The organism is Mesorhizobium sp. M0243 (genome assembly GCF_040321775.1).
Lineage (GTDB): Bacteria > Pseudomonadota > Alphaproteobacteria > Rhizobiales > Rhizobiaceae > Mesorhizobium.
In genome coordinates this window covers 141002-154152 of the sequence record NZ_JAMYSF010000005.1, presented here as the reverse complement: position 1 = coordinate 154152, position 13151 = coordinate 141002, and the positions used below count along the sequence as shown (strand labels likewise).

Here is a 13151-nt window from a genome sequence, read left to right as displayed (position 1 = left end):
TCGTTGCGCGGCATCTTGTCGCCAAATTCCGATAATTCTTGGCAAGCCGTCAAACCTTTGTCGCCAAACAGCGGTCATCTGCTACCATAGTCGTAAAAGCATTGACGGGAGGGAATTGCGTCATGGCCAGCGTGAAATCCGCGAGCAAGCCGAAGAAAAAAGCCACGGCAGCGATTAGAGCGGAGGAAATGCCAGCCAGGCTTGCGGACTATCTGCTCGCCCGCGCGCCGGCTGAAGACATTGCTCCCTACGATGTGGCCGACCTGGAACGTGCCGCCGATCTCGCCGGCCAGGCAGTCGCCACTCACAGGAAAGGCGAGTGCGTCGTCGCCGTCGATGCCGATTCGGGCGTTGTGCGAGACGGCCGCCCGATGACGGTTGTCACAGTCGTCAACGACAACATGCCGTTCCTGTTCGATTCCATCCTCGGCGAGATCACCGAGACATCGGGCGAACCGACCCTGGTCACTCATCCGGTTATCGTGGTGCGCCACGGCAAGGGCGGCGTGGAAGAAATCCTCGGCGACGGCAATTTCGCCAAGGACGATGGCAGCCACGACCGGCTGAGCGTCATCCATGTCCACATCCCGCGGCTGACATCCGAGCAGGCGAGCGGATTGAGCGAGCGGCTTCGCAAGATCCTTGGCCAGGTTCATGCCGCCGTTCACGACTGGAGGCCGATGCTGGCCCGCCTCGATCAGGCGATCTCGGAATTCCGCTATACGGCCGTGCCGCTCGACAAGAAGAGCGTTGCCGAGGCCCTCGCCTTCCTGGAGTGGCTGCGCGACGACAATTTCACCTTCCTTGGCATGCGCGAGTTCAAATACACCGGCGGCGAGGAAAGCGGCACGCTGGAGCGCGCTGAAAAGCCTGGCCTCGGCATCCTGTCCGACCCCGACGTGCTGGTGCTCAGGCGCGGCACCGAAGCGGTGACGACGACGCCGGAGATCCGCGCCTTCCTGCATGGGCCGGAGCCCTTGATCGTCACCAAGGCCAATGCCAAGTCTTCCGTGCACCGCCGCATCTATCTCGACTATATCGGCGTCAAGACCTACACCGCCAAGGGCACACTCGCGGGCGAATTGCGCATCGTCGGCCTGTTCACCTCGACCGCCTACACGCGCTCGGTGATGAAGATCCCGTATCTCAGGTCCAAGGCCGAAACCATCATCGCCAAGTCCGGCTTCGACCGGCACGATCACTCCGGCAAGGCGCTGATCAATGTTCTGGAAAGCTATCCGCGCGACGAATTGTTCCAGGTGCCGGTGCCGGTGCTGAGGAAGCACGCCGCAGCCATTCTTGGCCTGGTCGAGCGGCCGCGCGTGCGGGCGCTGGTACGCGCCGACCAGTTCGACCGTTTCGTCTCGATCCTCGTCTTCGTGCCGCGCGACCGTTACGACAGCGTCGTGCGCGAGAAGATCGGCTCGTATCTGAAAACCGTATTCGAAGGCCGGCTGTCGGCCTATTACCCGGCCTTCCCCGAGGGCGGGCTGGCGCGCGTGCACTTCATCATCGGCCGCTCCGGCGGCAAGACGCCGAAGGTCGAACAAGCGACGATTGAGGCGGCGATCCGCGACATCGTGCGTACCTGGGAGGACGCCCTTTCCGATGCGGCCGAGGCCAGTGGCGGCGACCAGGCTTTGAAGGCGATCGCCGCGCGGCTGCCGGAAAGCTACCGCGATTCGTTTAGCGCGGCGGTGGCGCTGGCCGATGCTCGGCGCATTGCCAAAATCAGCGCCGATAATCCGATCGCCATCGACTATTATCGCCACGCCGAGCAGAAGCCGCACCAGGCGGCGCTGAAGATCTATCACCACGGCAGTCCCGTGGCGCTGTCGCGCCGGGTGCCGGTGCTGGAAAACATCGGCTTCCGCGTCATCAGCGAACGCACCTTCGAGGTCGGCGATGACCAGTCCAGCTTGGTCTTCATTCATGACATGGAACTGGAGAACAGCTACGGCAAGCCGATCGACCTGACCGATGGCGGCGCGCTGTTCGAGGACGCATTCCTCTCCGTCTGGCGCGGCGACGTCGACAATGACGGCTATAACGGCCTCGCCCAGACCGCCGGCCTGTGGTCTGGCGAGATCACCATCCTGCGCGCCTATGGCCGCTATCTGCAACAGGTGGGCATTCCGCAAAGCCAGGATTTCATCGCCGCTGCGCTCAACCGCTATCCCGACATCGCGCGCGGCCTGCATGCGCTGTTCATCGCCCGGCTTGGCCCAACGGCCGAGACAGAAGGCGTGGTGGCGGCAAAGCACCTCAAGGCCAAGATCAAGGATGCGCTGGAAGACGTTCCCAACATCGACGACGACACCATCATTCGGCGCTATCTCAATCTGATCGAAGCCTCGCTGCGCACCAATCATTTCGTTGCCGATACGAAAGAAAAGGGCCAGTCGCTGGCGATCAAGCTCGATTCGCACGCGGTCGAGGGCTTGCCGGCGCCGCGACCGTGGCGGGAGATCTTCGTCTACGGTTCCGAGGTCGAAGGTCTGCATCTGCGCTTCGGTCCGGTGGCGCGCGGCGGTCTGCGCTGGTCGGACCGCGCCCAGGACTATCGCACCGAGGTGCTTGGCCTGGTCAAGGCACAGCAGGTCAAGAATGCCGTCATCGTGCCGGTCGGCGCCAAGGGCGGCTTCTATCCCAAGAAGCTGCCGATGAGCGCCGGCCGCGACGCCATCTTTGCGGCCGGCACCTCGGCCTACAAGAACTTCGTCTCCAGCCTGCTGTCGATCACCGACAATATCGGCCTCGACGGTGTCATCCCGCCGGCCGGCGTCATCAGACGCGACCCGGACGATCCGTATTTCGTCGTTGCCGCCGACAAGGGCACGGCGACCTTCTCCGACACCGCCAACGCGATCTCGGAGAAGCACGGCTTCTGGCTCGACGACGCCTTCGCCAGCGGCGGCTCGGCCGGCTACGACCACAAGAAGATGGGCATCACCGCCAAGGGCGCCTGGGAAGCGGTCAAGCGGCATTTCCGCGAGATCAACCGCGATATCCAGACCTCGTCCTTCACCGTCGTCGGGGTCGGCGACATGTCGGGCGACGTGTTCGGCAACGGCATGCTTTTGTCGCCGAAAACCCGGCTGATCGCCGCCTTCGACCATCGCGACATCTTCATCGACCCCGATCCCGATATGGCAGCCTCGATGGCCGAGCGCGAGCGCATGTTCGCGCTGCCGCGTTCGAGCTGGCAGGACTATGACAAGACGAAACTGTCGGAAGGCGGCATCATCGTCTCGCGCAACCAGAAATCGATCACCTTGCCGGCGGCGGCGGCGGCGGCGATCGGCCTGACCAAGACCATTGCCACGCCGGTCGAGATCATGACCGCCATCCTCAAGGCCCCTGTCGATCTCCTGTGGTTCGGCGGCATCGGCACGTATTTGCGGGCATCGACCGAAACCAATGCCGAAGTCGGCGATCGCGCCAACGATGCCATTCGCATCACCGCGCTCGACGTGCGCGCCAAAGTGATCGGCGAGGGCGCCAATCTCGGCGTCACGCAGCGGGCGCGCATCGAGTTCGGCCTAAATGGCGGCCGCTGCAATTCCGACGCCATCGACAATTCGGGCGGCGTCAACTGTTCCGACGTCGAGGTCAACATCAAGATCGCGCTGGCGTCCGCCATGCGCAAGGGGTCGTTGACGCGCCCGGCACGCAACAAGCTGCTGGCCGAGATGACCGACGAGGTCGGCTCGCTGGTGCTGTCCAACAACTACCAGCAGACGCTGGCGCTTTCGATCGCCCGCAAGCGCGGCCTCGCCGACATCGCGCATCAGAGCCGTTTCATGACGGCGCTGGAGGCGCGTGGCCTGCTCGACCGCGCTGTGGAGACGCTGCCGTCGCCGTCAGCGCTCGCCGAGCGCGAAGCACGTGGCGAACCGCTGACCAGGGCCGAACTTGGCGTGCTGCTCGCCTATGCCAAGATCGTGCTGTTTTCCGACATCGTCGCCAGCGACGTGCCTGATGACGCGCATTTCGATCGCGACCTGATGGGCTACTTCCCGGACCGGATGGCGAAGAAATACGCCACTGAGATCCATGGCCACCGGCTGCGCCGCGAGATCATCACGCGCGTCGTCGCCAACGATCTGGTCAATCGCGGCGGCCCATCCTTCGTCAACCGGCTGCAGGAAGCCACGGGGCGCACCGCCGCCGATGTCGTGCGCACTTTCGCCGTGGTGCGCGACGGTTTTGCGCTGCCGGGGCTCTATCGCGAGATCGACGCGCTCGACAACCAGATCGACGGCCAGGTGCAGCTCGATCTCTATCAGATGGTTAGCCGGCTGATCTACGTGACCAGCGGCTGGTATCTGAAGAACGATGCCGGCACGGCACCGCTTGGCCAGCGCATCGCCGCGCTGCAGGACGCACGCAAGGCGCTGGAACCCAAGCTTGTTTCACTGCTGCCGGCTTTCTCGCGCGAGCGCATCGAGGAGAAGCGGCACGGGCTGTTCAAGAGCGGCGCGCCGGAAGGGCTGGCCGGGCAACTGGCGCTCAGCGAGGTGGCGGAACTTATCCCCGACATCGCGCTGACGGCGCGCACCGCCGGCGCCGATATCGTCGCCGCGGCCAAGGCGTTCTTCGCCGTCAGCGATGCCTTCCGCATCCCGCGTGTCGAGGACGCCGCACGCTCGATCACGCCTTCGGACTACTATGATCAACTGGCGCTGTCGCGCGCCACCGACACGATCGGCGCGGCACGGCGCGGCATCGCGGTGGCGGCACTCACCGGCCACGCCAAGACGGCCGATCCGGTGGTTGCCTGGCTGGACGCCGGCGGCGAGCGGGTGGCGCGCATCCGCGAGCGGCTGCAGGCACTGACCGAGGGCGGCGACATCACCGTGTCGCGGCTGTCGGTGGCGTCGGGGCTGATGAGCGATCTGACGGGGATGTGAACCGCCGACGATCACCACACGCATCACCGGATGCGTGTGGCTCTTTTCGAATGCCATCCGCTTCGAAACCTGCGTTCAAAAAGCTCACCAGGAATGTTTGAGCGTGCCGACGATTTTCAGCCGGTCGCCGTAAAATTCGGTTCCGTAATAGCTGGTTGTCAAATACTTCCGGTCGAACAGGTTCGTTGCGTTCAGGGCCAACGTCACGTCCTTGGTCATCTTGTAGCTGATCGCCGCATCCACCAGTGCGTAGCCGCCAATCGAAGTCGTGTTCGCGTCATCCCCGTAGGTTTGCCCGATATAGCGCACGCCACCGCCGATGGTCAGGTCGCCACGCCGTCCTTCCTCGGGAAGCGTATAATCAACCCAGGCCGACGCCAGGTGGCGAGGAACACGCTGCGGCCGATTGCCGGCATTACCGCCAATGCCGTCTTCCAGGATCTCGGCATCCCAGTAGGAATAGGCAAGCGTCAGGTTCAGGTTTTCCGCGATGGTAGCCTTGCCCTCGAGTTCGATGCCGCGGACGCCGACCTTGCCGATCTGCTGCTGGACAACAGGCGTGACATAGGTTGGAACATTGGTTTGGGTAAGGTCGAAGACCGCGGCCGTGAACAGGCCGTCGAAGCCGTCGGGCTTGTACTTGATGCCTGCCTCATACTGCTTGCCCTCTTGAGGCTTCAGCGAACCCGAGACCGCATATCCGTTGGCGCTTGGCGCCACGAGCGGCTGGAAGCTTTCCGAATAGTTGGCGTAGACCGCGAGATTCGGGGTGAATTTGTAGGTCAGGCCGGCGCGCTTGGTGAAGGCGGATGCCGTGTCGTCGTCCTGCGTTCCCGAGTCGAGATAGTCCGCCGTCGTATGCACGCGGTCCCAGCGCCCGCCCAGGGTGACGATCCAGCGGTCGTCAAACGTCAATTGCTCCTGGGCATAGACACCGACCGCCTGTTGCTTGACCCGCCAGTTCACGTAGGGGCCGAGATTGATGCAGGACAGACCGCAATAGGTCGGATTGTTGATGTCGATGGGACCGGCGGTACCGAAGAGGATGTTTTCGCGGGTGTTGTCATTGGCGTAGTCGACGCCGACAAGCGTCTTGCTGTCGATCCCGTGCCAGCCCGTATCGTATTGCAACTGATTGTCGAAGGCATAGCGGTTGGACACGCCATCGACGGAAAATGCCGTGCGATCCGCCGTGGGGTCAAGCGACGCGCCGTAGACCTCGGCGTAGTCGAGGCTCAAATGCGTGTAGCGGGCATTGGAGCGGAAGGTGAGGTTCTCGTTGAACTCGTGCTCGAACTGGTAGCCGATATCGACCTGCTCCGTGTTGAAGCGGTTGAAATCCGGCTCGCCCAGGAATGTGCCGACGTCGATATTGCCGCCAGCCGGGGTGCCGCGTGCTCCTGTCCCGTCTCGCTTGTAATAGTCAGTCAGGATGGTGAGCGACGTTCCTTCCTCGGGCTTGATAGTCAACGCGGGCGCGATGTAAAGCCGATCGTCGTTGGAATAGTCCCATCCTTGATCGCCATCCTTGGCCAGCCCGGTGAGCCGATAGGTCCACACGCCATCGGGGTCGATCGGTCCGCCAAAATCAACGCCAACCTCCTTGGTACCGTCGCCATAGGACGTGTAAATCTCCCCCTGCTTCTGGTCCAGCGGCCGCTTGGTGATGGCATTGACCAGTCCGCCAGGGCCGTTGAGACCAAAAAGCGTCGATGTCGATCCCTTCAGGACCTCCACGCGCTGAAGTCCGTAAGGCTCGAGACGGCTGGCCGTGAACCAAGCGGGGATGCGCGCCGTGAGGCCATCGCGATAAGTACCGAGCGATGTCTGGTCGAAACCGCGGATACGAATATAGTCGTATCGGTCATCGTTGCCGAACTCGTCGGTGAGGACGCTGGATGTGTAGGCCACGGCCTGCTGGAGGCTTTCGACATGGCGTGCCTCCAGTTCCTTCTGGGTTACAACTGAAACCGAGGCGGGAACGTCGACGATGGGCGTATCGGTCTTGGTGCCGGTCGCCGTATCCTCGGCGACGATCGTTTGATCGGGCCCGACAACGCGGTCCGACTTGCCGGTAACGACGATCGTTTCCAGTTGAGTTGCATCGTCCGGCGAAACCTCCTGGGCCCGGCCGGCTCCCATCGCTCCAAAAGATGCCGCTATCAAGGCACTGCTCGCAATCAATCGCCTTGCCTGAGTGCGCAACAACGCCTGTCGACCAATCGTCATCTCTTATTCCCTGTCAGACCAATATCGAGCCGTTCGACCGGTGACTTTCCGGCCCTGCGCGAGCGCAATTAGTCAAACTGGACAAAAAGAGTCAACTTAATAATCAAGAAATTCGCGCCGGCGGCAATCGCTGCGAAGCAGGGGGTGGAGGACGGTGCCGGACCTTCGGGCCGACTTCCCCCACGAGAAAAAATAAGGGCTTGGCCCGCGCCGCGGACGAAAGCCAATTGCTGGGTTTTCGAACAATGAACCCCCGGCAGGGGCAAGGGACGGCGCCAAGCTTCGTTCATTGCATGAGCGCATGAAACATGCAGACATGGCGCCCGACACGGAACCGGTGCCGGGGGGATCATCATGACGGTAGAGACAGTGCAGCGTGCGTCCGGGCGCGGCATCTGGGGATGGATGTTGTTCGACTGGGCGGCGCAGCCGTTCTTCACCGTCGTCACCACCTTCATCTTCGGGCCTTATTTCGTGTCGCGGATGGCGAGCGATCCGGAAACCGGGCAAGCGGCCTGGGGCTACGGCATTGCCGCGGCCGGCCTTGTCATTGCAGTGCTGTCGCCCATCCTCGGCTCGATCGCCGACCAGACCGGACCGCGCAAGCCTTGGATCGCATTCTTTGCCGCGGTCAAGGTCACCTGCCTTTGCATGCTTTGGTTCGCGGCCCCCGGTTCGAACCTTTTCCTGGTCGTGCTGTTCTTTTCGCTGGCGTCGGTGGCGGCGGAGTTTTCGACCGTGTTCAACGATTCGATGATGCCGCGCCTGGTGCCGAAGAGCGAGATCGGCAGGATCTCCAACATGGCCTGGGGCCTTGGCTATCTCGGCGGCATGATCGCGCTGATCTTCGTCGTCGCCTGCCTGGCCGGTTCGCCGGAGACCGGCAAGACGATCATCGGCATCGACCCGCTGTTCGGGCTCGACCCGAAGCTCGGCGAGGACGCGCGCGCAACCGGGCCTTTGTCAGCCGGCTGGTACTTCCTGTTCATCCTGCCGATGTTCTTTTTCACCCCCGACGCCATCAAGGGCCTGCCGATCGGTCCGGCTGTCCGAGAGGGGTTGGCGGAGCTGAAAGTGACATTGGGCGAGGTGCGCAAGCGCAGCGGTATCTTCCGCTTCCTGGTCGCCCGCATGATCTATCAGGACGGCGTCAACGCGTTGCTGGCGTTGGGTGGCACTTTCGCCGCTGCGATGTTCCACTGGTCGATCACGGAGATCGGTATTTTCGGCATCATTCTCAACGTCGTCGCCATCTTCGGCTGCCTGGTCGCAGCCCGTCTCGACACGGCGCTTGGCTCAAAAACCATCGTCATGATCTCGCTGGTCCTGCTCAGCATCGCCACGATCGGCATCGTCTCGACTGGGCCGGGCTATACGTTGTTCGGCCTCTGGATGATGCCTGGACCGGACAGCGGCGGCCTGTTCGGCACGGCAGCGGAAAAAGCCTACATCTTCTTCGGCCTGTTGATCGGCGTGGCTTTCGGGCCGGTGCAGGCGTCGTCGCGGTCCTACATGGCGCGCAGCGTCACCGCGGCAGAATCCGGCCGCTATTTCGGCATTTACGCGCTGGCCGGGCGGGCGACCAGTTTCCTGGCGCCGTTCATGGTCGCGTCGGTCACCCTGGCCAGCGGCTCGGCGCGGCTCGGCATGGCGGTGATCGTGCTGTTCCTGGGCATCGGCATGGCGATCCTGGTCAAGACGCCCTATCCGGCGGACCGGCCGGTGGAATGAGTGGTTCGAAATATGGAGGTTGAAAGCCAACGGTTTATGGCCCTCGAAGGGACGCGTACGTGGGCGTCGGGTACGGTACACTTCGCTGCGGAATGCGACCGATTTCTAGTCGATCTATCGGTCTCTTCAAAAGATTTTAGGACCTGGCGACGAGCGTTTGAGGTAAGTCGTCACTGTTTTCTGATTGCCGCATTTAAGCTCTTGGAACATGCCGAATGGGCGGTCCAAGTCGATGCGTTTGACGCAGTTCTTACGGTGGAACTCAACGCCCACGCGAAGAATATTAAGCGCCTTCGTGACCTCAACGAACATAAATTGGAATATTTTATGGGAGGTGGTCGGCGGCGAGCCCTTTGGAATCACGAAGAAGATGGGGGCACTGCGGACGCGAGTTCGACGGTTGATACCCGCATTGGAAATCTCCTAGATTGGCGGGAGGTTTCGCGGATTGCCGCAAAGCTGAATGAGGCTCTTCCCTAAATTGCTGTGGAGTTGCGAGCCCTGACGGCACGCCCAAATCAGTGCCGGAAATGCCTAACCCCCGTAAACACCATGGCGATGCCGTGTTCGTCGGCAGCGGCGATGACCTCCTTGTCGTTCATCGAGCCGCCCGGCTGGATGACGGCGGTGGCGCCGGCGGCGATCGCGGCCAGCAACCCGTCGGCGAAGGGGAAGAAGGCGTCGGAGGCAACGACCGAGCCCTTGGTCAGCGGTTCGGCAAGGCCCGCGGCCTCGGCTGCGTCGAGCGCCTTGCTGGCGGCGATGCGTGAGGAATCGACCCGGCTCATCTGGCCGGCGCCAATGCCGACGGTGGCGCCATCCCTAACGTAGACGATGGCGTTCGACTTGACGTGCTTGGCGATGCGGAAGGCGAATTTGAGGTCGGCCATTTCGGCCGGGGTCGGCGTGCGCTTCGTCACCACTTTCAGCTCGAGGTCATCGACGACGGCGTTGTCCCGGCCCTGGATGAGCAGGCCGCCGGCGACGGATTTGACCGTCGTGCCAGGCGTGCGCGGGTCCGGCAGGCCGCCGGTGACCAGCAGGCGCAAATTCTTCTTCCCCGCGACGATTGCCGCTGCCTCATCGGTCGCGCCGGGCGCGATAATCACCTCGGTGAAGGTTTTTACGATCTCTTCCGCCGCCTCGGCGTCGAGGGTGCGGTTGACGGCGATGATGCCGCCGAAGGCCGAGACCGGGTCGCAGGCCAGCGCCTTGGCGTAGGCGGCTTTCAGCGAGGCGCCTTCGGCAACGCCGCACGGATTGGCGTGCTTGATGATGGCGACGGCGGCGGAAAGGTCGGGGTCGAACTCGCCGACCAATTCGAAGGCGGCGTCGGTGTCGTTAATGTTGTTGTAGGATAGCTGCTTGCCCTGCAGCTGGCGCGCCGTGGCGACGCCCGGGCGCTTGTCGCCGTTGACGTAGAAGCCGGCGCTCTGATGCGGGTTCTCGCCATAGCGCATCACCTCGACCAGCCTGCCGCCAAAGGCGCGCCATGTCGGATGTTCGATCTCGAGCGCCTCGGCGAACCAGCCGGAGATCGCCGCGTCATAGCTGGCGGTGCGGGCAAAGGCCTTGGCCGCCAGCTTCTTGCGGAAATCCAGCGACAGCGAGCCGATGTTCATCTCCAGCGCATTCAGCACCGAAGCGTAATCGCCGGGATCGGTGACGATCGCGACATAGGCGTGGTTCTTGGCCGAGGCGCGGATCATCGCCGGGCCGCCAATGTCGATGTTTTCGACGATCGACGCGTAGTCGGCGCCGGAGCGGCGAACCTCCTCGAACGGATAGAGATTGGAGACGACGAGATCGATCGGCTCGATGCCGTATTTGCGCATTGCCGCGGAATGCTCCGGATCGTCGCGCACGCCAAGCAGCGCGCCATGCACGCCGGGATGCAAGGTCTTGACGCGGCCGTCCATGATCTCGGGGAAACCGGTGAGCTCAGAGACGTCGCGCACCGCCAGGCCCGCCTCGGTGATCGCCTTTGCCGTGCCGCCGGTCGAGACCAGTTCGACACCGGCCGCTGCCAGCGCTTTGGCGAAATCGATGAGGCCCGTCTTGTCGAAAACGGAGAGCAGGGCGCGACGCACGGGAACAAGGTCTGGTGCGGGAATGTTCTTGGCGGCGACGGCCATGGGCTGGCGGCCTTTCACGACTGGTGTGGTGGATGCCCGCGCCCGTAGCACATGCCGCCCGGAAATCAAACCGGCGGTCAGGTGGGGGCAAGGCAACGAATCCGGGGTTAACGGGTTTCTTCGGAGACTTCGCAGGCGCGTTGGCTGACGGAGCACCAACGAAAAAACCCGCCTATGCGGCGGGCCACTGGCGCAAATCGCCACCATAGGCAAAAATGTACCATAGCTGAGGGCACGGAGTCAAGAAAAAATTCCTATCGTGGGAAAGCTGCCGGCACAAAAGCTGCCGATGCCCCCGAACTGGTTGTCGTCAGGCCTTTTGTTAACCTGAGTTCGAAGCCCTGTCAGGAGGGTCAGTTGTTTTCCGGGTAGCCGGCGATGCTGGTGCGGGTCAGCTGCCAGTGGATTTCGGCGATTTCCGAAGCCTTGAAGGCAAGCACGATCTGGCGGCTGCGGCGCGGGCCGCCAAGGCCGGCGAAATAGATCGATTCCTCGACCTCCGGCACCACTTCGGCTGCTGTGAACACCCAGGAGTCGGCCTGATCGGCGGCCAGCACCAGGCGGTCATGCTCGTCCTGCAAAAGGTTGACGTCGGGATGAACGTGGAAGCGGACGGTGACGAAGTCGCGCCCATTGTTGCGGATCGCCGTATTGCCGGGGCGCTGGAAGCGGTCCCGGCCAGCCAGCACATTGCCGTTCGACGACAGTTTCAGCTCGCGCTCATGCAGGAAGCCGAAGCGCGGGACATAGCCGTCATGGCGGGCGATGAAGCCCTGAACGCCCTTCTGGTCGGTGCGCTTGCACTGCACATGCTGCGGGCCGCCGATCAGCGGCGAACCGAGCAGGTCGTTGACGCGCAACGAATGGCTGAAGCGCGCCGACGAGGTGTCGTTGATGGTGGCGGTCGAGTGCGCGGCGGTGGCGCGCGCCAGCGGCCGGAATTCAGCCGCGCCATAGGTGTCAATGCCGGCATTGACGATGTAGTGCTGGCGGCCGGACGACAGTTCGAAGGCGAGGCAGCTGGCGTGTGCGGCGTTGGACACATCGACCGGCGGCGGCGGGCCGGTGTCGGCGATGACCGTGATGCCGCCCATCGACAGGCGCTCATAGCCGGAATGCGGCGCATGCAGCAGCGGCGCGCCAGCGGTGTCGTCGTGGCGCAGAATGGTGGCGATGCGGTCGTGGATGGTGGCGCCCATGCCGTTGAAGCGGGCGAGGCTGCCATCCTGATGGCGAAAGAAGCGCAGCGCCGGCAGCATGCGGTCGATGGCGCCGATCAGCGCCTGCGGCGGCGTTTCCGCCTGGTTGGCATAAGTCTGGCGCAGCGGCAGAAGGTCGGCGAGGATTTCCAGGACGACCATCGGATTGCGCGAAATGTGCCCGCCATCGGCGAGGATCTGGCGGTCGAGTTCCTCGGCAAGATTGCGGGTCGCGCCCCGCAGGGCCGATGCCGGTGCCGGCAGGGACAAGGCAGCGAAGGCGAGCGCGATGCGGGCCCGCAGCCTGTCCTTGCCGTCGGGCATTTCGCGCGCCATCGACCTGAGGTAGCGGATCTGGATGGCAACCGATTTCAGGAAGGCGCGGTAGAAAGGGAACTCGGCGCCCTGCAATACGACCGAGGAGTGCTGCAACCAGGCGATGATGCGCTTGGCCGTCGTGCCCGGCTCCCAGGCGATGCCGGAGATATGGCTGCCATGCATGGTGATCCAGTCGGAGACCAGGGCGCGGGCATTGGCGGCGGCAAGCTCGGTGCCGGCGGCGCGCATATGGCGCAGCCAGCGAAAGCCGTGCAGCGTCTTCTGCCAGCCGTGATTGGGCACGTGGATCTGGAAAGGCGACTTGCCGCCGGTCTCGACCACGTGCCCCGACAGGGGATAGCGGCCGTAATAGATCTCGAGTGCGATCTGCGGGTCGGCGAGGCGCAGGTCCGGCGGTGCGATCAGCACACGTTCCGGCGTGCGGCCGGAATATCGCCAGCGATAGACAGGCCCGGCGCGCAGGCGCCGGCGCGTTTTGCGCCAGAACTCCTTCGCGACAAGCGTCCACAGACGCGTCGTGCTGCTGGCAGCAAGTGCCAAAACCCCTCCTGATCGTCCTCTACCCCGGCGCCGAGTCTACATGATTGCACGATTCGTGCGAAGGC

General features: G+C 63.4%; 5 protein-coding genes. 2 read left to right on the top strand and 3 right to left on the bottom strand.

Annotation, left to right across the window (positions count from 1 at the left end; all coding sequences use genetic code 11):
• The first annotated feature begins 122 nt into the window (after positions 1-122).
• Positions 123-4913, top strand: a complete 4791-nt coding sequence (locus NKJ11_RS08710; RefSeq protein WP_352613025.1) for an NAD-glutamate dehydrogenase — start codon at positions 123-125, stop codon at positions 4911-4913.
• 84 nt (positions 4914-4997) lie between these two features.
• On the opposite strand, the gene NKJ11_RS08705 is transcribed toward NKJ11_RS08710, so the two are convergent.
• Positions 4998-7142, bottom strand: coding sequence for a TonB-dependent siderophore receptor (locus NKJ11_RS08705; RefSeq protein WP_352793075.1), 2145 nt, complete (start codon positions 7140-7142; stop codon positions 4998-5000).
• A gap of 354 nt (positions 7143-7496) precedes the next feature.
• On the opposite strand from NKJ11_RS08705, the gene NKJ11_RS08700 reads away from it, so the two are divergent.
• Entirely contained in the window at positions 7497-8873 is a 1377-nt protein-coding gene (locus tag NKJ11_RS08700) for an MFS transporter (RefSeq protein ID WP_352793074.1), read from the top strand.
• Between the two features lie 518 nt (positions 8874-9391).
• Here NKJ11_RS08700 and purH read toward each other — a convergent pair.
• Both purH and NKJ11_RS08690 read right to left on the bottom strand, forming a co-directional pair.
• Positions 9392-11008: a bifunctional phosphoribosylaminoimidazolecarboxamide formyltransferase/IMP cyclohydrolase gene (gene purH, locus NKJ11_RS08695; RefSeq protein ID WP_352793073.1), complete on the bottom strand. Its 1617-nt coding sequence runs from the start codon at positions 11006-11008 to the stop codon at positions 9392-9394.
• A 353-nt stretch (positions 11009-11361) separates the two neighbouring features.
• Complete coding sequence (locus tag NKJ11_RS08690; RefSeq protein WP_352793072.1) at positions 11362-13086, bottom strand: heparinase II/III family protein; 1725 nt, start codon at positions 13084-13086, stop codon at positions 11362-11364.
• Positions 13087-13151 lie beyond the last annotated feature (65 nt).